Annotated in this window: 19 protein-coding genes; 11 read left to right on the top strand and 8 right to left on the bottom strand. The window is 60.9% G+C overall.

Features of this window, described 5'->3' with window-relative positions; genetic code table 11:
• Positions 1-156: 156 nt before the first annotated feature.
• Positions 157-2442, top strand: a complete 2286-nt coding sequence (locus PspS04_RS05855) for a putative bifunctional diguanylate cyclase/phosphodiesterase (RefSeq protein WP_159994117.1) — start codon at positions 157-159, stop codon at positions 2440-2442.
• Here the strand turns inward: PspS04_RS05855 and PspS04_RS05850 are convergent.
• Both PspS04_RS05850 and PspS04_RS05845 read right to left on the bottom strand, forming a co-directional pair.
• Positions 2333-3226 (bottom strand): NAD(P)-dependent oxidoreductase, encoded by an 894-nt coding sequence (locus PspS04_RS05850; RefSeq protein WP_159994115.1) that lies wholly within the window; start codon positions 3224-3226, stop codon positions 2333-2335. The genes PspS04_RS05855 and PspS04_RS05850 overlap by 110 nt on opposite strands.
• A gap of 281 nt (positions 3227-3507) precedes the next feature.
• A complete protein-coding gene (locus PspS04_RS05845; RefSeq protein WP_095166992.1) occupies positions 3508-3813 on the bottom strand; it encodes a DUF2288 domain-containing protein in 306 nt (101 codons plus the stop codon).
• Between the two features lie 347 nt (positions 3814-4160).
• On the opposite strand from PspS04_RS05845, the gene PspS04_RS05840 reads away from it, so the two are divergent.
• From PspS04_RS05840 to PspS04_RS05820, 5 genes are all read left to right on the top strand, one after another.
• On the top strand, positions 4161-5288 hold the full coding sequence (locus PspS04_RS05840) for a branched-chain amino acid ABC transporter substrate-binding protein (protein ID WP_095166990.1): 1128 nt from the start codon (positions 4161-4163) through the stop codon (positions 5286-5288).
• Between the two features lie 231 nt (positions 5289-5519).
• Entirely contained in the window at positions 5520-6443 is a 924-nt protein-coding gene (livH, locus tag PspS04_RS05835) for a high-affinity branched-chain amino acid ABC transporter permease LivH (RefSeq protein ID WP_095166988.1), read from the top strand.
• Positions 6440-7696, top strand: a complete 1257-nt coding sequence (locus tag PspS04_RS05830) for a high-affinity branched-chain amino acid ABC transporter permease LivM (protein WP_095166986.1) — start codon at positions 6440-6442, stop codon at positions 7694-7696. The genes livH and PspS04_RS05830 overlap by 4 nt, the downstream gene beginning before the upstream one ends.
• Entirely contained in the window at positions 7693-8460 is a 768-nt protein-coding gene (livG, locus tag PspS04_RS05825; RefSeq protein WP_095166984.1) for a high-affinity branched-chain amino acid ABC transporter ATP-binding protein LivG, read from the top strand. Before PspS04_RS05830 ends, livG begins: the two co-directional genes overlap by 4 nt.
• Entirely contained in the window at positions 8461-9162 is a 702-nt protein-coding gene (locus PspS04_RS05820) for an ABC transporter ATP-binding protein (RefSeq protein WP_095166982.1), read from the top strand.
• A 60-nt stretch (positions 9163-9222) separates the two neighbouring features.
• Here PspS04_RS05820 and PspS04_RS05815 read toward each other — a convergent pair whose 3' ends face one another.
• Positions 9223-10131, bottom strand: a complete 909-nt coding sequence (locus tag PspS04_RS05815) for a LysR family transcriptional regulator (RefSeq protein WP_095166980.1) — start codon at positions 10129-10131, stop codon at positions 9223-9225.
• Positions 10132-10235: 104 nt separating this feature from the next.
• Here PspS04_RS05815 and PspS04_RS05810 point away from each other — a divergent pair, with 104 nt between their 5' ends.
• From PspS04_RS05810 to PspS04_RS05800, 3 genes are all read left to right on the top strand, one after another.
• Positions 10236-10835, top strand: a complete 600-nt coding sequence (locus PspS04_RS05810; RefSeq protein WP_095166978.1) for a short chain dehydrogenase — start codon at positions 10236-10238, stop codon at positions 10833-10835.
• A 61-nt stretch (positions 10836-10896) separates the two neighbouring features.
• Entirely contained in the window at positions 10897-11571 is a 675-nt protein-coding gene (locus PspS04_RS05805) for a hypothetical protein (protein ID WP_159994113.1), read from the top strand.
• A gap of 106 nt (positions 11572-11677) precedes the next feature.
• Positions 11678-13291 (top strand): NAD(P)/FAD-dependent oxidoreductase, encoded by a 1614-nt coding sequence (locus PspS04_RS05800; protein ID WP_159994111.1) that lies wholly within the window; start codon positions 11678-11680, stop codon positions 13289-13291.
• Between the two features lie 45 nt (positions 13292-13336).
• On the opposite strand, the gene PspS04_RS05795 is transcribed toward PspS04_RS05800, so the two are convergent.
• On the bottom strand, positions 13337-14431 hold the full coding sequence (locus PspS04_RS05795) for a PLP-dependent cysteine synthase family protein (RefSeq protein WP_159994109.1): 1095 nt from the start codon (positions 14429-14431) through the stop codon (positions 13337-13339).
• Positions 14432-14681: 250 nt separating this feature from the next.
• Here PspS04_RS05795 and nhaA point away from each other — a divergent pair, with 250 nt between their 5' ends.
• On the top strand, positions 14682-15869 hold the full coding sequence (gene nhaA, locus PspS04_RS05790; RefSeq protein ID WP_159994107.1) for a Na+/H+ antiporter NhaA: 1188 nt from the start codon (positions 14682-14684) through the stop codon (positions 15867-15869).
• 74 nt (positions 15870-15943) lie between these two features.
• Here the strand turns inward: nhaA and PspS04_RS05785 are convergent, their stop codons facing one another.
• Entirely contained in the window at positions 15944-16408 is a 465-nt protein-coding gene (locus PspS04_RS05785) for a glycine zipper 2TM domain-containing protein (RefSeq protein ID WP_095166966.1), read from the bottom strand.
• A gap of 167 nt (positions 16409-16575) precedes the next feature.
• On the opposite strand from PspS04_RS05785, the gene PspS04_RS05780 reads away from it, so the two are divergent.
• A complete protein-coding gene (locus PspS04_RS05780) occupies positions 16576-16812 on the top strand; it encodes a hypothetical protein (RefSeq protein WP_159994105.1) in 237 nt (78 codons plus the stop codon).
• A gap of 5 nt (positions 16813-16817) precedes the next feature.
• On the opposite strand, the gene pdxH is transcribed toward PspS04_RS05780, so the two are convergent.
• From pdxH to PspS04_RS05765, 3 genes are all read right to left on the bottom strand, one after another.
• A complete protein-coding gene (gene pdxH / locus PspS04_RS05775; RefSeq protein ID WP_095166962.1) occupies positions 16818-17465 on the bottom strand; it encodes a pyridoxamine 5'-phosphate oxidase in 648 nt (215 codons plus the stop codon).
• Between the two features lie 24 nt (positions 17466-17489).
• Positions 17490-18632: an OmpA family protein gene (locus PspS04_RS05770; RefSeq protein WP_159994103.1), complete on the bottom strand. Its 1143-nt coding sequence runs from the start codon at positions 18630-18632 to the stop codon at positions 17490-17492.
• A gap of 139 nt (positions 18633-18771) precedes the next feature.
• On the bottom strand, positions 18772-19917 hold the full coding sequence (locus PspS04_RS05765; RefSeq protein ID WP_159994101.1) for a serine hydrolase domain-containing protein: 1146 nt from the start codon (positions 19915-19917) through the stop codon (positions 18772-18774).
• Between the last annotated feature and the right edge of the window lie 97 nt (positions 19918-20014).

Raw genomic sequence — 20014 nt, 5'->3', positions numbered from 1 at the left:
CATTCCCCATCTATATTTCTAAACGCTATATAGCTAAGTTCAAAATAACAAGAGGCAATGTGCCATCACCGCTTTCACTGAGCTGCCGGCTTCTATACTCCAGCCATTCGCCAGCGTTCATGGCGCCTGCGAGACGTTTCAACGACGGGGCATGCGATGGCCTGGCTAGGATGGCATTTCAGCAGCGAACTGCCCGCAAGCGGCGGCCAGGTCATACTCAACTGCAGCCACGACCCGGCGTTGGTGCTGCTGGCCTACCTGGTCGCCTGCGCAGCCAGTTTTGCCACTCTGGACATGGCCGAGCGGGTCGGCCATGCCGAAGATCCACGCTCGCAAAGGCGCTGGCGCTGGGTCGGAGCCGGCTGTCTGGCGGGTGGCATATGGGCCATGCACTTCATCGGCATGCTGGCGTTCCAGGCGCCGATCACCATCCACTATGACCTGTCGATTACCCTGCTTTCGCTGCTGATAGCCTTTCTTGCCGCCTTCTTGACCATGGACACCCTGAGCCATCCAGAGCCGCGTCCCTGGCAGTACGTCAGCGCCTCGATCGGTGTCGGAGTGGGGATTGCCGCCATGCATTACGTGGGCATGGCAGCCATGCGTTCCAGCGCCCAGATCTACTTCGCGCCAGGTTTGTTCGCCGTATCGATCATCATCGCCATTCTCGCCAGCGCCGTAGCTTTGCTGCTCTCGCACTGCCTGCGCACTGGCAGCGGGGTGCTGCACCAACTGCTCAAGTACGCGACCAGCCTGTTGCTGGGGGGCGGCATTGTCAGCATGCACTTCACTGGCATGTGGGCCATGATGCTGGTGCTACCAGAGGGCGTGCCGGCCCCACTCGCAGTGCCCCACAACCCGCTGCAACTGGGCGTGACCATCACCGTGATCACCTTGCTGGTGATCGGCAGCAGCGTCAGCGCAGCGCTGGCCGACCGCAAACTGCAACACAAGGAGCGTGACCTGTGCCGGGTCAATGCCTTGCTCTGCCAACTGGACCAGGCCCGGCAGTCGTTGCAGCAAGTGGCGCTTTACGACCCCCTGACCAACCTGATCAACCGTCGCGGCTTCAACCAGATCTTTGCCGAGAAGATTGCGGAGAAAACCGCACAGGGTGGCAAGCTGGCGATCATGTTCCTTGATATCGATCACTTCAAGCGCATCAACGATAGCCTTGGCCATGATGCCGGGGACAGCCTATTGAAGGTAATTGCCGGGCATATCAAAAGCTCGGTCCGCAGCCATGACGACGTGGTCGCACGGTTTGGCGGCGATGAGTTCTGCGTGCTGGTCAATCTGCTGGATCGCGAGGAGGCCCAGCAAGTGGCTGAGCGCATCATGCAGAAAATGAAAGCGCCGATCGAGCTGGCCGGACGGCGCATGGTCATGACCACGAGCATTGGCATCAGCGTGTTCCCCGACGATGGCCAGCACTGCGAGGAACTGCTCAAACACGCCGACCTGGCGCTGTACCAAGCCAAGGCCAATGGGCGTAACGGTGTGCATTTTTTCAACGAGCAGTTGAAAACCCGGGCAACGGTGGCGCTGCAACTCGAAGAGGAACTGCGTAACGCCCTGCGCGACGACAGCGGGCTGCTACTGTATTACCAGCCGATCTACGACCTGCGGACCGGCCAGGTGACCAAGCTGGAGGCCCTGATCCGCTGGCAGCATCCGCTCCACGGCGTGCTGGCACCCGACCGTTTCATCGCCATTGCCGAGGCCAACGGGCTGATTGCCGAACTCGACAACTGGGTGCTGCGCAAAGCCTGTGCAGACCTCGGCGAACTGTCCCGACACGGCTGCGACTCGCTGAAAATCGCGGTCAACTGCTCCCCGCTCAACCTGGCGCGCCCGGAGCTGGCCGACGAAATCGAGCAGGCCCTGCACTCGGCCGGGGTAGCGGCTGACAGGCTGGAGTTGGAGGTCACCGAGAACGCGTTGATGGGCAACATCACCAACACCCTGGTGCTGCTCAAGCAAATCCGTGCCCTTGGGGTTTCCCTGTCCATTGATGACTTCGGCACCGGCTACTCGTCCCTCGCCTACCTCAAGCGCCTGCCCTTGAACACGCTAAAGATCGACCGCTCGTTCATCCAGGACATCCCGGATTCAACGCAAGACATGGAAATCGTCCAGGCCATTATTGTCATGGCCCATACCCTGCAGTTGCAGGTGGTCACCGAGGGCGTCGAAACCTTCGAGCAGTACCGCTTCCTCGAACGTTTTGGCTGCGATTTCATCCAGGGTTACCTGATGAGCTGCCCAGTGCCGCTGGCTGAGCTGCGGCCGATTCTCAATGAGCTCAACCAGCGTAATCCCCTACAGCCGGTCAGCCCTTTGTCGCTGGTGCGCGATACAGATGAATCAAGGTTGCCGGGTCCTTTTCCAGGAAGCCCTGGCCACCGTGCAAGCGCATCAGCTGTGCGGCCAGGCCACTGATTGGCGTCGCCGAACCCTGCTCGCGAGAAAACTGCACCGCGCCATCCAGGTCCTTGAGCAGGGTCCGCACGTGCCACTTCACCGGTTCAAAGCGGCTTTCGGCCATCTGCGGAGCCAGTATCTGCAGCGGTTTGGAGTCGGCAAAACCGCCGCTCAAGGCGTCCGCCAACCGGCTTGCATCGACACCTGAGCGCTCGGCCAGCGCCACCACTTCGGCAATCACCAGGGCATTGCAGGCCACGATCATCTGGTTGCAAGCCTTGGTCACCTGCCCCGCCCCCACCGCGCCCATGTGCGTGACTCGCTGGCCGAGGTTGAGCAGCACCGCGCGAACCCGCTCCAGATCAGCCGCTTCCCCTCCGACCATGATCGCCAGGCTCCCAGCCTCGGCACCGGGCACGCCACCGGACACCGGCGCATCGAGCCAGCCCATGGCGCATTCGCTGGCCAGTTGCGCGGCCATGTCCCGGGTGGCGGTCGGTTCCAGGCTGGAAAAATCCACCAGCAACTGTCCAGCCTTCGCGCCACTGGCCACGCCCGCCGGACCAAACACCACCTCGCGCACCACCTCGGTATTGGCCAGGCACAACATCATCAGGTCGGCGTGATCACAGAGTTCGGCCGGGCTCGCCACCTGCCGGGCACCCGCCTCGACCAGGGCAGCGCACTTTTGCGGATGACGATTCCACACCGTCAGCGGATAACCCGCAGCCAGCAGGCGACGACACATCGGCAAGCCCATCAAGCCGATGCCGGCGAACGCAAGTGAAGGTAACGATGCCATTGATATGCCTCTGCGCGATAGAAAGTCTGCGAATAGTCGCTGATTCACCGAGACTTGGGAAAGCCGCGTGCGCCACCAGCCGGAATGGTCAAACAAAGGTCAGCAAGGTACATCCAGAAACAATTAAGCAGCCATTCGGCTGCTCAATAAACTGTTCCCATTACGCGAACGTCACCCTCGATCAGGCCTGGCTGTGGCCTTTCTCTACGGCAACGTGCCATCACGCTACTCCGCTACACACTTTACTTGGAGGAGCCTTCGCACCAAACGGGTGCACTGCGTTAAACCGGCGCCCTTTCCTGGATCAGAATCCACGGTGAAACCACCACGGCCCACAGTTCTGGATCGCGCTCGAAAAGATCCAGCGCCCGCGTTTCAGACAGCTTCGCGAGCTGGTCGGCGGCCAGCCAGGCAGCCACTTTCTCGCCTTCGTCCTGCGCCACCGCCTCGGCAGCGGCGATCAAATCCAGGCCAGGATCGACCCACAATAGGGCGCCCTTGGCAAAGAACGGTTCCAGTTCCTTCCAGGTAATAGATGCAGTTTCACCAAGCAGCTTGGCATAGAGGGTGCTAGGTTCTTGAGTCATGGGTCCTGTCCGCAAATGAAATCGACGCAATCATAACGTTGGTGCTCTGGCAGAAAAACCCGGATTCAAATGCGTCATCGAACGAAAAGTACCGGAACGCCCAGGCAATGCTGCTGATTCAGCTATAAGCCGGCCAAAGCCATGGCGTTATTCTGTCTTTTTCTTTCAATAAAGCGACACCACCAGGTTTTGCCCCCAGCAGCCAGCTTTTCAAGCGAACAACCGGCGCTCTACACTGTACCGGTACAGTTGCCAGGGGCATTTCCGCGAGAGACTTAGGTCATCTACCGGTTCTGCGCCTCAGGCCGCCAGAACTATAAAAATTACAACAGTAAGAGTGGAGCACTATGAATAAGGCTACTAAGCAGATTTCCAAACTGTTTGCCGCTATGGTTCTGGCCGGGGTTGCCAGCCATTCGTTCGCAGCTGACACCATCAAGATCGGCATTGCCGGCCCTAAAACCGGCCCTGTAGCCCAATACGGCGACATGCAGTTCAGTGGCGCCAAAATGGCCATCGAACAAATCAACGCCAAAGGCGGCGTCAACGGCAAGAAACTCGAAGCCGTTGAATACGATGACGCCTGCGATCCAAAACAAGCCGTGGCCGTTGCCAACAAAGTCGTCAACGATGGCGTCAAGTTCGTGGTCGGTCACCTGTGCTCCAGCTCCACTCAACCGGCTTCCGACATCTACGAAGACGAAGGCGTGATCATGATCACCCCGGCTGCCACCAGCCCGGACATCACCGCCCGTGGTTACAAAATGGTCTTCCGTACCATCGGCCTCGACAGCGCCCAGGGCCCTGCCGCCGGTAACTACATTGCCGATCACGTCAAACCGAAAATCGTTGCCGTCCTGCACGACAAACAGCAATACGGTGAAGGCATCGCCACCGCCGTCAAGCAAACCCTCGAGAAGAAAGGCGTCAAGGTTGCCGTGTTCGAAGGCATCAACGCCGGCGACAAAGACTTCTCCTCGATGATCGCCAAGCTCAAGCAAGCCAACGTCGACTTCGTCTACTACGGCGGCTACCACCCGGAGCTGGGCCTGATCCTGCGTCAATCCCAGGAAAAAGGCCTGAAAGCCAAGTTCATGGGTCCGGAAGGCGTGGGTAACGACTCCATCTCACAGATCGCCAAGGACGCTTCCGAAGGCCTGCTGGTAACCCTGCCGAAGTCCTTCGACCAGGACCCGGCCAACGTTGCCCTGGCTGATGCATTCAAGGCCAAGAAAGAAGACCCGAGCGGCCCGTTCGTGTTCCCGGCGTACTCGGCTGTTGAAGTCATCGCCGGCGGCATCACTGCAGCCAAGAGCGAAGACGCGGCCAAGGTGGCAGAAGCCATCCACGCCGGTACTTTCAAAACCCCGACTGGCGACCTGAGCTTCGACGCCAAGGGCGACCTGAAAGACTTCAAGTTCGTGGTCTACCAGTGGCACTTCGGTAAACCTAAAACCGAAGTTTCGCCTCAGTAAGGCCTTGCCTGACTGACTGCCAACAAAGCCCACGGCGTGCCGTGGGCTTTGTTTTACGAATGTATGGGCCGCGCCTGCGTGATCCGCAAGCCTCCCCACCTGAAAATCTCAAAACCGTCATCAGCGGTTCGCTGGCAAACCTCATGCCCGAAGAGGATGCAGATCCTCGGGGCTCGAGCGGGAAAATGACTCCACCAGTGAAATGCGTATCAGGTTTTTAGGAGCGTTGTAATGCCTGACCTCTATCACTTTTTCCAACAGCTGGTTAACGGTCTGACCGTTGGCAGCACGTATGCCCTGATCGCCATCGGCTATACGATGGTTTACGGCATCATTGGAATGATCAACTTCGCCCACGGCGAGGTCTACATGATCGGTTCCTACGTGGCGTTCATCGCCATCGCCGGGCTGGCCATGATGGGACTCGACAGCGTCCCGTTGTTGATGACCGCAGCCTTCATCGCGAGCATCGTCGTTACCAGTGCCTACGGCTACAGCATCGAACGGATCGCCTACCGCCCATTGCGTGGCAGTAACCGTCTGATTCCGCTGATTTCCGCCATCGGCATGTCGATCTTCCTGCAGAACACGGTTCTGCTGGCGCAAGACTCCAAGGACAAGTCCATTCCCAACCTGATCCCGGGCAACTTCTCCATCGGGCCAGGCGGTGCATCGGAAGTAATGATTTCCTACATGCAGATCGTGGTGTTCGTGGTGACGCTGGTGGCCATGCTTGGCCTGACGATGTTCATCTCACGTTCGCGCCTCGGTCGTGCCTGCCGCGCCTGCGCCGAAGACATCAAGATGGCCAACCTGCTGGGTATCAACACCAACAACATCATTGCCCTGACCTTCATCATCGGTGCTGCACTGGCGGCGATCGCGGCCGTCCTGCTGAGCATGCAATACGGTGTGATCAACCCGAACGCCGGCTTCCTGGTCGGGCTCAAGGCCTTCACCGCCGCGGTACTGGGCGGCATCGGCAGTATTCCGGGCGCCATGCTTGGCGGTCTGGTGCTGGGTGTGGCTGAAGCATTCGGTGCTGACATCTTCGGCGACCAGTACAAGGACGTCGTGGCATTCGGCTTGTTGGTTCTGGTGCTGTTGTTCCGTCCGACCGGCATTCTGGGCCGTCCGGAGGTTGAGAAAGTATGACTAGGAATCTTAAATCGGCGCTGTTCAGCGCCTTGCTGGTGTGGGCCGTGGCCTACCCGGTACTGGGTCTGAAACTGACCATCGTCGGCATCAACCTGGAAGTCCACAACACCAGCCCGGCCATCCTGGCGACCATCGCCCTGTGTTCGGTCCTGATGTTTTTGCGGGTCCTGTTCAGCCACCAGATCAGCGCGGCGTGGAAATCCTCGCCAAACATGCCGCTGATCCCGGCCAAGGCCAGCAACTTCCTGACCCTGCCCACCACTCAGCGCTGGATCATCCTGGCCCTGATCGTCGGCGCCCTGGTCTGGCCGTTCTTCGGCTCGCGCGGGGCGGTGGATATCGCCACCCTGATCCTGATCTATGTGATGCTCGGCCTGGGCCTGAACATCGTGGTCGGCCTGGCCGGCCTGCTCGACCTGGGTTACGTCGGCTTCTACGCCGTCGGCGCCTACAGTTATGCGCTGCTGTCGCATTACTACGGCCTGAGCTTCTGGATCTGCCTGCCTATCGCCGGCTTGATGGCGGCCACCTTCGGCTTCCTGCTCGGTTTCCCGGTACTGCGCTTGCGCGGTGACTACCTGGCGATCGTGACCCTGGGTTTTGGCGAGATCATCCGCCTGTTCCTGCGCAACCTGACCGACCTCACCGGCGGCCCGAACGGCATCAGCAACATCGAGAAGCCTACGTTCTTCGGCCTGACTTTCGAACGTAAGGCCGCCGAAGGGCTGCAGACGTTCCACGAGTACTTCGGCCTGCCGTACAACTCGATCAACAAGGTGATCTTCCTCTACCTGGTTGCCCTGTTGCTGGCCCTCGGTGCGTTGTTCGTGATCAACCGCTTGCTGCGCATGCCGATCGGCCGTGCCTGGGAAGCCCTGCGTGAAGACGAAATCGCCTGCCGTGCCCTGGGTCTCAACCCCACGGTCATCAAGCTGTCGGCCTTCACCCTGGGTGCCAGCTTTGCCGGTTTTGCCGGGAGCTTCTTTGCTGCCCGTCAGGGTCTGGTCACACCGGAGTCCTTCACCTTCATCGAGTCGGCGATCATTCTCGCCATCGTCGTATTGGGTGGCATGGGCTCGCAACTGGGGGTGATTCTTGCCGCCGTGGTGATGATCCTGCTGCCGGAAATGATGCGTGAGTTCAGCGAGTACCGCATGTTGATGTTCGGCGCCTTGATGGTGCTGATGATGATCTGGCGTCCTCAAGGCCTGCTGCCCATGCAACGTCCTCACATGGAGCTGCGAAAATGAGCCGTGAGATCCTCAAAGTCGAAAATCTGAGCATGCGCTTCGGCGGCCTGCTGGCGGTCAACGGCGTGGCCCTGACCGTCAAGGAAAAACAGGTCGTGGCCCTGATCGGTCCCAACGGCGCTGGCAAGACCACCGTGTTCAACTGCCTCACCGGTTTCTACAAGCCGAGCGGCGGCAGCATCCTGCTGGACGGCGAGCCGATCGAAGGCCTGCCCGGCCACAAGATTGCCCTCAAAGGCGTGGTGCGTACGTTCCAGAACGTGCGGTTGTTCAAGGACATGACCGCGGTCGAGAACCTCTTGATCGCGCAACACCGTCACCTGAACACCAACTTCCTGGCCGGCCTGTTCAAGACCCCGTCGTTCCGCAAAAGCGAACGCGAGGCCATGGAGTTTGCCGAGTACTGGCTGGAGAAGGTCAACCTCAAGGAGTTCGCCAACCGTACCGCCGGCACCCTGGCCTACGGTCAGCAACGGCGCCTGGAAATCGCCCGCTGCATGATGACCCGTCCACGGATCCTCATGCTCGACGAACCGGCCGCCGGCCTGAACCCCAAGGAAACCGAAGACCTCAAGGCGCTGATCAGCGTCCTGCGTGAAGAACACAACGTCACCGTGTTGCTGATCGAGCACGACATGAAACTGGTCATGAGCATTTCCGACCACATCGTCGTGATCAACCAGGGCACACCGCTGGCCGACGGCACGCCGGAACAGATCCGTGACAATCCTGAAGTGATCAAAGCCTACCTGGGGGAAGCGTAAATGCTGCAATTCGATAACGTTTCCACCTTCTACGGCAAGATCCAGGCCCTGCACAGTGTCAACGTGGAAATCCGCCAGGGCGAAATCGTCACCCTGATCGGTGCCAACGGCGCCGGCAAGTCGACCCTGCTGATGACCCTCTGCGGCTCGCCGCAGGCTCACAGTGGCAGCATCCGCTACCTGGGTGAAGAACTCGTGGGGCAGACCTCGGCGCAGATCATGCGCAAGAGCATTGCCGTGGTGCCGGAAGGTCGTCGGGTGTTTTCCCGCCTGACGGTGGAGGAGAACCTCGCCATGGGCGGATTCTTCACCGACAAGGGCGATTACCAGGAGCAAATGGACAAAGTCCTGGGGCTTTTCCCACGTCTGAAGGAACGCTTTGCCCAACGCGGCGGCACCATGTCTGGCGGCGAGCAGCAAATGCTCGCCATCGGCCGGGCGCTGATGAGCAAACCCAAGCTGCTGCTGCTCGACGAGCCGTCGCTGGGTCTGGCCCCGATCATCATCCAGCAGATCTTCGATATCATCGAACAACTGCGCAAGGACGGTGTGACGGTGTTCCTGGTGGAGCAGAACGCCAACCAGGCATTAAAAATCGCCGACCGTGCCTACGTTCTGGAGAACGGCCGGGTGGTCATGCAAGGCACTGGTGAAGCCCTGCTGACCGACCCCAAGGTGCGCGAAGCGTATCTGGGCGGCTAAGCCCTGGCAGTCAAGAGAAAACGGCCTTCGGGCCGTTTTTTTTATGCGCCAGACAACTGATTACAGGCGGTCCAGCGCCTCCCCACTGCGCTTGAACCAACCGATCAGGTGATCGGCCAGGACCTGGGTACGCCTGGGCAAGCCACCTTGATACGGGTGCACCAGATACATCGGCATGCTGCGGGTCTGGTAGTCACGCAGCAACCAGCGCAAACGGCCGTCAGCCAATTCCGCCTGCAACAGGTAGGACGGCAGGCGCGCAATCCCGGCGCCAGCCAAGGCGGCTTTTTTCAACAGGTTGTAGTGGTTGCTGGCGAACGGCCCGGATACCCGTACCCGCAGCAATTCGTGCTGCTGGTGATACAGCCATTCTTCGCGGCCGCTGTAGTGGCTGTTGAGCAGACAGCGGTGGTCGGCCAACGCTTGGGGGGCCTGGGGCTCACCGAACTGCTCGAGGTAGGCCGGGCTGGCGCAGGTCATTTCGTGCCAGGCCAGCAGCGGCTTGGCCACCAGTCGCTCGTCATTGGCGACCTCGGAGCGGATCGCCAGGTCGAAGCCGTCGCGAGACAGGTCGCGGTAACTGTTGTTCAGCTCCAGCTCGATCTGCACCTGCGGGTACTGGCGAGAAAACTCCAGCAACAAGCCATCAAAAAACGTCTCCCCCAATGACACTGGCACGGTGATCCGCACTGGGCCGGCCATGTCGTCCTTCAGGCGCGCTAACGCCTGGCGTGCGCGCTCCACCTGCACCACCAGTGCCTGGGCCTGGGGCAGCAACGCCGCACCGGCCGCGGTCAGACTCAGCCGGCGCGTGGTGCGCTGCAGCAATACCACACTGAATCGCGCTTCCAACTGGCTGATGCGCTTGGACAGTTGGCCCTTGCTGCAGCCCAGGCGCTGCGCCGCCAACGTGAAACTACCGGCTTCGATCAGCACGGCGAATGCCGCCAGGTCATCCATTTCACTCATGGATTGTTTCCATTTGAAAACCAAAGGTTGCCTATTAGCACGCTTATCCGAGCAAAAAACCACTCTAGACTGAAACCTCGTTCACCCCTTGAGGAAACAGCACGATGAAAATTCTATTGATTGGCGCCAGCGGCACCGTGGGTTCGGCAGTCGACAAAGAGCTGTCGGCACGTCACGAGATCATTCGCATCGGCCGCAGCAGTGGCGATTTCCAGGTCGACATCAGCGACAGCGCCTCGATTCGCGAGCTGTTCGGCAAGACCGGAAAGTTCGATGCCCTGGTCTGCGCCGCTGGCAACGTGACCTTCGCGCCCCTGGCCGAGATGGACGCGCAAAGTTTCGCCCTGGGCCTGCAAGACAAGTTGATGGGCCAGGTCAATCTGCTGCTGATCGGCCGTGAGTTTGCCAACGATGGCGCTTCGTTCACCTTCACCAGCGGCGTCCTCAGCCACGACCCGATCCGCAGCGGCGCATCGGCGGCACTGGTCAACGGTGCACTGGACAGTTTCGTGCGGGCCGCCGCCATCGAACTGCCCCGTGGCTTACGCGTCAATTCGGTCAGCCCTACGGTGCTGGTAGAGGCCATGGGCAGCTATGCGCCCTACTTCCGGGGCTACAAACCGGTGGCCGGCGCCGATGTCGGGCTGGCCTATGCCAAGAGCGTGGAAGGTTTGCAGACCGGGCAGACCTTCCACGTCGGCTGACAGCCCTTGTGATGAACGGGCAGCCTGCGTAACGTGTCGGCACCTGCCTGGAGACCCAACGATGCGTGCTGCCCGTTCCCTGATGTTTGTCGCCCTGCTCCCGCTGTTTGCCGGTTGCCAGTTGCTCGAGAGCTCGCCCCAGGCGCCCTCCACCGCTGGCCTGACCCGCATGCAGGGCGAGCTCGGCATGGCCAACGGCAAGCTGGTGTTCAAGCCCTGCCAGGGCAACACCCTGTATGCCGTGCATGACAGCGGCAGCACCAGCGTCATGCAAGAGGCCGCCACACTGGCCGGGACCCAGCACCAGGTATTCGCCGATCTGCGTGGCCGGGTACCCTCGGCAAAAGTTACGGACGGCCAGGCGCAACTGGATGTCCAGCAGCTCTATCGCCTGGAACGCTCGACGAGTGCCTGCAACAGTCCAGACTTCCAGAAACTGATCCTGCAGGCCGGCGGCAATACGCCCAACTGGAGCGTCAAGATCAGTGGCAAGGGCATGCTGGTCGAGCGCGCTGGACAACCGGCCCTGGTCCTGCCCTACCTGGAAGAACAATTGGGTGACGGGCGCTTTCACCTCAGCAGCGAAGCCAATAACCAACGCGTCGAACTGTGGATCGCTCCCCAACGCTGCGTCGACCCGAGCCGCCCCAGCGTCCAGTTCATGAGCGCCGAGTTGCGGGTTAACGATCAGGTACAACGTGGCTGCGCCTATTTTGGCGGCTCACGCAGCGACTGATGCGACGAGCTGTTGTTTTAGCCTCACTGGAAATCCCGGTTGAGGCTTATAATCTGCGGTTTGCAACGCCTTGGCGCATTGGTGCGCCCGCGAACCGGATACCGACATGTTACGAATCACCGAACTCAAGCTGCCAATCGACCATCCCGAAGAAGACCTGCGCCCTGCCATCGTGCAGCGCCTGGGCATCGCCAGTGATGACCTGCTCGATTTCACCTTGTTCAAGCGCAGCTACGATGCGCGCAAAAAGTCCTCCGAACTGTGCTTCATCTACACCATTGACCTGAGCCTGCGGGACGAGGCCAAGGTGTTGCAGGCGTTCGCCGATGACCGTAACGTCAATCCCGCCCCGGATGTCAGCTACAAGGTCGTGGGCCACGCCCCGCAAGACCTGAGCGAGCGCCCGGTGGTAGTCGGTTTTGGTCCCTGCGGGATTTTCGCCGGGCTGTTGCTGGCCCAGATGGGCTTCAAACCGATCATCCTCGAGCGTGGCACCGAAGTTCGCCAGCGCACCAAGGACACCTGGGGCCTGTGGCGCAAAAGCGTGCTCAACCCCGAGTCGAACGTGCAGTTCGGCGAAGGCGGTGCCGGTACGTTTTCCGACGGCAAGCTGTACAGCCAGATCAAGGATCCCAAGCACCACGGCCGCAAAGTCCTGCACGAGTTCGTCAAGGCCGGCGCGCCGGATGAAATCCTCTACGTCAGCAAGCCGCACATCGGTACGTTCCGCCTGACGGGTGTCGTGGAAAACATGCGTGAGCAGATTCGGGCCCTGGGTGGCGAAGTGCGCTTCCAGCAACGGGTCACCGACGTGCTGATCGAAGACGGCCAACTGACCGGCGTCGAACTGGCCAGCGGCGAGCAGATCAACTCCCGCCACGTGATCCTGGCGCTGGGCCACAGTGCCCGCGACACCTTCCGTATGCTCCACGGCCGCGGCGTGTACATGGAGGCCAAGCCGTTCTCCGTGGGCTTCCGCATCGAGCACCCGCAATCGCTGATCGACAGTGCGCGCCTGGGCAAGTACGCCGGTCACCCGAAACTCGGCGCCGCCGACTACAAACTGGTGCACCACGCCAAGAACGGTCGCTCGGTCTACAGCTTCTGCATGTGCCCAGGCGGTACGGTGGTAGCAGCTACCTCCGAGCCCAATCGTGTAGTCACCAACGGCATGAGCCAGTACTCGCGTAACGAGCGCAACGCCAACTCCGGGATTGTCGTGGGTATTACCCCGGAAGTGGACTACCCGGGTGGCCCGCTGGCTGGTATCGAGTTGCAGGAGCAACTGGAGTCCCACGCCTTTGTGCTCGGCGGCAGCAACTACGAGGCACCGGCGCAACTGGTCGGCGACTTCATTGCCGGCAAGCCGTCGACCGCGCTGGGCAGCGTCGAACCTTCCTACAAACCTGGGGTGGCCCTGGGTGACCTGGCGCTGGCATTGCCGGCCTTTGCCATCGAAGCCATCCGCGAAGCCCTGCCGGCATTCGAGAAGCAGATTCGCGGCTACTCGTTGCATGACGCGGTGCTGACCGGGATCGAAACCCGCACCTCGTCGCCCCTGCGCATCACCCGTAACGAGTCGATGCAGAGCCTGAACGTCAAGGGCCTGTTCCCGGCCGGTGAAGGCGCTGGCTACGCGGGTGGGATTCTCTCGGCCGGCGTCGATGGGATTCGCATTGCTGAAGCCGTGGCTCGGGATATCCTGGGCATCGAAGCTTAAACACCTGGTGGGAGCGGGATTACTCGCTCCCACCAAGTCGTTGTGTCAGATGTTTGCGCGCAACACACTGGCCGGCAGTGCCTCACCCCGCTCGACGCTGGCCGCAACGGCCGCGATCAAGCCACTCAACTCGTAACCCTGGGCCTTCAGCCAGTCCTGATCGTAGTAGGTGGTTGCATAACGCTCGCCGCCGTCACACAGAATGGCCACGATCGACCCACTCTCCCCCGCCGCGACCATCTGCTGGGCCGCCATCAACGCGCCAATCAGGTTAGTCCCACTGGAACCGCCGACGTTGCGACCCAAGCGTTGCGCCAGGTAATGCATGGCCGCCAGTGACAAGGCGTCCGGCACCTTGACCATCGCATCGATCACCTTCGGCAGGAACGACGCCTCGACCCGCGGCCGACCGATGCCTTCGATACGCGAACCACACTCCAGGCGCAGGCTCGCATCGCCACTCAGGTAATAGTCAAAGAACACCGAACGCTCGGCATCGGCACAGAGCACCCGGGTGGCGTGCTGCCGGTAACGCACGTAGCGCCCCAGGGTCGCGGTGGTGCCGCCGGTGCCGGGGCTGGAAATCAGCCAACTGGGTTCCGGATGCCGCTCGAAACGCATCTGCTGAAAGATCGACTCGGCGATGTTGTTGTTGGCCCGCCAATCGGTGGCGCGCTCGGCGTAGGTGAACTGATCGATGAAGTGCCCATCGTGCTCACGGGCCAGGCGCTCGGACTCGGCATAGATCTGCGTCGGGTCCTGCACCAGGTGGCTCTTGCCGCCGTAGAACTCGATTTGCGCGATCTTTTCCCGGGAAGTGCTGGCCGGCATCACCGCAATGAACGGCAGTCCCAGCAGTCGAGCGAAGTAGGCCTCGGAGATCGCCGTCGAACCGCTGGACGCCTCGATCACCGGGGCGCCCGGCTTGAGCCAGCCATTACACAGCGCATATAGGAACAGCGAGCGGGCCAGCCGATGCTTGAGGCTGCCGGTGGGATGGCTGGATTCATCCTTGAAGTACAGTTCGATGCCCGGCAACCCCGCCAACGGCAACGGGATCAGGTGGGTATCGGCACTGCGCTGGAAGTCGGCTTCGATGATGCGGATGGCTTCGCGGGCCCATTGGCGGCTGTCGCTCATGGTGGGTTACTCGTGGAATCAATGACGGCGGAAGGAAACCTGAGGGTGACAACAGGCCAATTCTTAAGCTTAGGAAAAAACCTACATAACGCACAGGTACAGCTGGGGTTCAATACGCCAGCCAACTGCTAGGCTGTGTGCAGCTTGGGTTGTAACGGCATATAACAAAAAAGAATATAACTTTTGTTTTAACAACTAACCGCACAGGTTAGGGTGTGCCACCTTTTGAATCTATAGATGGAGAGCGACCTTGCCTCTGCGTAGCACTTTCACTCGTTTCTTTCAGTTGGAAGCTGCCAGCGGTCTGTTATTGATTGCCGCTGCAGTCCTGGCCCTGATCATCAACAACTCACCGCTGTCCTGGCTCTACACCGGCTTGCTGGACACCCCCGTGGTGGCCCAGATCGGCGCCTTGAAAATCGCCAAGCCGCTGTTGCTGTGGATCAACGACGGCCTGATGGCCCTGTTCTTCCTGCTGATAGGCCTTGAGGTCAAGCGTGAAGTCCTCGATGGTCACCTGTCCAAACCTTCGCAGATCGTCCTCCCAGGTGCCGCCGCCGTCGGTGGCATGCTGGTGCCAGCGCTGATCTACTGGTTCCTCAACCGCGACAACCCGCCGGCCCTGAATGGTTGGGCGATTCCGACCGCCACCGACATTGCCTTCGCCCTGGGCGTACTGGCCTTGCTGGGTAAGCGTGTACCGGTGTCGCTGAAGCTGTTCCTGATGACCCTGGCCATCATCGATGACCTGGGCGCGATCATCATCATTGCGATCTTCTACTCGGGCGCGCTCTCGACCCTGTCGTTGATGCTGGCGGGCGCATGTATTGCCGCGCTGGTGGCGATGAATCGCCTGGGGGTGGTCAAGCTGGGCCCGTACATGATCATCGGCCTGATCCTCTGGGTCTGCGTGCTCAAGAGTGGTGTCCACGCCACGCTGGCCGGGGTGACACTGGCGTTCTGCATCCCGTTGCGCACCAAAAATGCCGAGCCCTCGCCCTCTCTGAGCCTGGAACATGCACTGCATCCGTGGGTCGCCTACGGCATCCTGCCGCTGTTCGCGTTTGCCAACGCCGGCCTGTCGCTGAGCGGCGTCACCGTCGAGAGCTTCACCCACATGGTGCCGATGGGCATCGCCATCGGCCTGCTGCTGGGGAAAACCGTCGGTGTGTTCGGCCTGACCTGGCTGGCGGTTAAATCCGGTATTGCTGCCCTACCCGCCGGCGCCAACTGGGGCCAGGTCCTGGGTGTGGCGATTCTCTGCGGGATCGGCTTCACCATGAGCCTGTTCGTCGGCTCCCTGGCCTTTGAGGCGGGCAGCAGCGCGTACGCCGGCATGGACCGCATGGGTATCCTCACCGGTTCGCTGTTCGCCGCCCTGATCGGCTATGCCGTGATGGTGGTAGCGAGCCGCAAGAACCCGGCACAGGCTGCCTAGCCAGCCGATTAAAAGCCAGAAAAACAAAACCCCGATCAGTTGCCTGATCGGGGTTTAGTTTTAACGGTTGGAACTTAGTGCGATACGCGGCTGGTGCCGTCGACGGTGGAGATGCGTACACGCTCACCCACACGGAACACTTCGTTTTCCTGAACCTGCTGCACATAGGCACGCATGCTGCCGTCGTCTTCACGCACGGTGATTTCCACACCCTGGGTACGGGTCAGGCCTTCTTCAGTGGCCGAACCGATCAAGCCACCCGCTACCGCACCAATGACCGCGGCAACGATACTGCCTTTGCCACCACCAATCGCACTGCCACCGACACCACCCACCGCCGCGCCAGCCAGGCCGCCGATAGGGGTCTTGGTGCCTTCGATTTTCACCGGACGCAGGGACTCGATGGTGCCCATGCGCACGGTCTGCACGCGACGCGCTTCGTCACGGGAGTAGGAGTCACCGGTCAGGCTGGACTGGCAACCCGTGAGCAACATCGCCATCGTGGAAAAGGTAGCAACCAGCAGAACAGACTTACGCATAACATCAACTCCAAAGGACAGGTATTCATTAAACTCCGCAGCTTGACGCCTGTCACGGCGCCGCCCGGATAAAATTGGTTTCATTCAGGCGCGGTACAGCGGCGTCTGCGAGGTCATCACACAGTAGCGGCCATTCTGAAAAATTGCGTCATCCCTAAAGGATTTCCATGGATTACTTCATCATTGTCGTCACCACGGTCGCCGGCCTGTACTTCCACTGGTGGCTGTACGTGCGAATCAAGCGCTGGATGGACCGCGACCTGGCGCTGTCATTGGCGGGTAATGACGAACAGAAAAAGCAGTTCATGCTGCAGCAACTGGACCGTGCCCGGCAGCAACGCATCAAACGCCGCGACCTGGCGCAGTGGCTGGAGGCGGCCGCAGCCACCTATCCTGCCCGGTAGACTGCTCAGGGCGCTAGACGTTCACGACTCCAACTACCGTCTTGCAGACGGTAGTTCAAGCGATCGTGAAGACGACTGGCACGCCCCTGCCAGAACTCGATGCGCTCGGGCAACAGGCGATAGCCGCCCCAATGCTCCGGGCAATCGGGCTGGCTATCGCGAAAGCGCTGCTCGGTAGCCTTGAGCAATCCTTCAAGCTCAGCACGATCGGCGATCACTCGACTCTGCGGGGAAGCCCACGCCCCCAGGCGACTGCCCAATGGCCGCACCTGGTAATAGGCATCGGACTCCTGCGGCGTGACCTTGACCACCCGCCCCTCGATGCGCACCTGGCGCTCCAGGGCCGGCCAGAAGAAGGTCATGGCGGCATAGGGGTTGGCCGCCAACTGCTGGCCCTTGGCACTCTGGTAGTTGGTGAAGAAGGTAAAGCCTTGCTCATCCAGGCCCTTGAGCAACAGGATCCGGCAATGCGGACGACCCTGCGCATCAACAGTGGCCACGGTCATGGCATTGGCCTCGACCGGAGGCTGTTCGGTTTTCACCGCCTCGGCAAACCACTGATGAAACAGGGCGAAGGGTTCGGCCGGGGCCTGGGCCTCGGTCAAACCATCGCGGGTGTAGTCGCGGCGCATATCAGCCAGAGCCTGGGTCACGGCGTTTTCCTTGTGCTGGGTCGATCAGTTTGCAGCAGCTTTGGCCGGCACCGGTTTTTTCGCCGGGGTCGGGGTCTTGGCTGGCTGCTTTTTAGCCGGTGCGGCTTTCTTGGCGGTGGTCTTTTTCGCCGGTACAGCTTTTTTCGCTGCCGTAGCTTTTTTATCGGCCAGGGCAACGCTGGCAGGTTTGGCGTCCTGGATCGCGACCATCTCGGCCACCGGCGGGGTCGGCGAGCTGTACTTGCTCAGCAGGGCCAGCATGGTGGTGCGCTGGGTCAGCACGATCTCGACACGTCGGTTCAAGGCGCGTCCCTGGATACTGTCATTCGCTGCACGCGGCATCAGGTCACCCATGCCACGCAACATCAGGCGATCACGCTTCATGCCACCGAGGCTGAAGATCGAGGCCACCGAAGTCGCACGCTCCTTGCTCAGGGTCTGGGTCGCCGGGGCTGCGCCCGAAGAGTCGCCGTGGCCGAGCACCAGGACCGAAGTCTTGGTGTCGGATTCCACCAGCTTGGCAATCCGAGTGAACGGGCCGAGGGTCGAAGGCAACAGCATGGCCGGGCGTTTCGGGTTGAATGCTTCATCCACCGGAACGATCACTACCAAGATGTTCTCGCGACGCTCTACCTGCAGGCGCTTGTCCTGAATAGCACTGCGCAGGCGCGGCTCGTAGTCGTCCAGCCAGGCCTGGGTGATTTTCGGGTCAGGCATCGGTACATCCTTGATGTCCGCCTTGGTCACAGCCTTGGTCTGGTCGCTGAACGGCCACCACCATTTGCTCTCGGAGTCGGCCTTGGCCGCTGCGGCGGCAGCGCTGGTCGCCGTGAGCGGCACCACAGGTGCGGCGGTTTTGCTATCGACGGCGGCTTTGGTGGTGCTCTCCTTGGAGGAGAACGGCCACCAGCTACTGCCACTGTCCTGGGCCTTGGCCACGGGAGCCGGGGTTGCCGGGGCGGCAGCGACAGTCTTGTCGGCAGGTGCTGCTGGCGCCGCTTTGGCATCGACCTTGGCGTCCGGCTTGGCGGTGCCCTTGTCCGCGACCTTGTCGGAACCGGAACCGAATGACCACCAAGGGCCACCGTCTGCGTCACTTTGTGGGGTTTGTGCACAACCGGTGATGCTGAGACACAGGGCCAAGGCTAAAAATTTGTTCGGTGACATGGGATATCCACAAAATGAGATAAAAAGCTGTGGGTCTGCGACCCGTATAAACAGACGCTGTGCAACATGAAAAGCCACAGGGTTCCATTCCATGACTTGGTGGCATCTTTTATCAGAAAAATGCCTGGCAACCACCTTTTTACAGACAATCGCCGAGAACCCGCACCAGCTTCTGCGCACGCGGGTCCATCAACACGTAAGGGCCCAGGGTATTGGTGACAAAACCGAAGGCCACATCGTGCTCGGGATCAGCAAACCCGACGGATCCCCCCGCCCCAGGATGACCAAAAGCCCGAGGGCCGAGGCCGAAGGTGGCGTTGGGTACGTCCGGCTGATCCAGCATACAACCCAGGCCAAAACGCGTCCGGGTCAGTAGTGTCTTGTCCTCGCCCAGGCTGTGCTCGCGCGTCAGTTCCTGGAGCATGTCACTTTCCAGCAGGCTGCCATCCAGCAGTCCACTGTAGAAGCCGGCCAGGCTGCGGGCATTGCCGTGGCCATTGGCCGCCGGCTGTTGCATTCGTCGCCACTCTGGCTTGTTGGTGCTGGTCATGATCGAGGGCGGATTGGTAAACGCCCGGGTGCTCATGGCTGTTGGCTCGCGCAAAGTGACCTGCAACAGGCGCTGGGCGACCGCATCGCCGACGTTGCCTTTGCCCCGTGCGATGTGCGCCACCCGATGGAACTCTGCATCGGCCAGGCCGACATGGAAATCCAGCCCCAAGGGGCGTGCCACCCGCGCGACGATCGATTCGCCCGGACCGCGGCCATCGGCCCGACGCAACAGTTCACCCACCAGCCAGCCATAGGTGATTGCCGCATAACCATGGCCTTCACCCGGCGTCCACCAAGGAGCTTCGGCCGCCAGGGCCTCCACCATGGTCTGCCAGTCGTAGAGCGCTTCGGGTGCCAGCAACTCACGCAGAGCCGGCAGGCCTGCCTGATGACACAACAACTGGCGCAAGGTCACCGCTTCCTTGCCGGCGGCGGCGAACTCGGGCCAGTAGCGTGCCACCGGCGCATCGAGTTGCAGCTTGCCCTCGGCAACCAGTTGCAGGGCGGTCACGGCGGTAAAGGTCTTGGTGCAGGAAAACAGATTGGCGATGGTATCACTGTGCCATGCCTGACTGCCGTCCTTGTCGGCCGTGCCCGCCCACAGGTCGAGGACGGTTTCGCCACCGATCTGGATGCACAATGCCGCGCCGCGTTCCTGGGAGTTATCGAACAGTGCCGCGAAGGCTTCGCGTACTGCTTCGAATTGAAGCTCGTAATGACCCTGAATCTGCACCCACCACTCCCCGGAGAAACATCTCGAATCGTTAGCGCATTGTTCCAGCCCTTGAGGGTTTTGGGAACCCGCTCGGGCTGGGCGGTCGCTGGTTTAA

The sequence above is a fragment of the Pseudomonas sp. S04 genome (genome assembly GCF_009834545.1).
Taxonomy (GTDB): Bacteria; Pseudomonadota; Gammaproteobacteria; order Pseudomonadales; family Pseudomonadaceae; genus Aquipseudomonas.
Note: the sequence above shows the minus strand (reverse complement) of the source record. Positions and strands in the feature narration are given on the sequence as shown.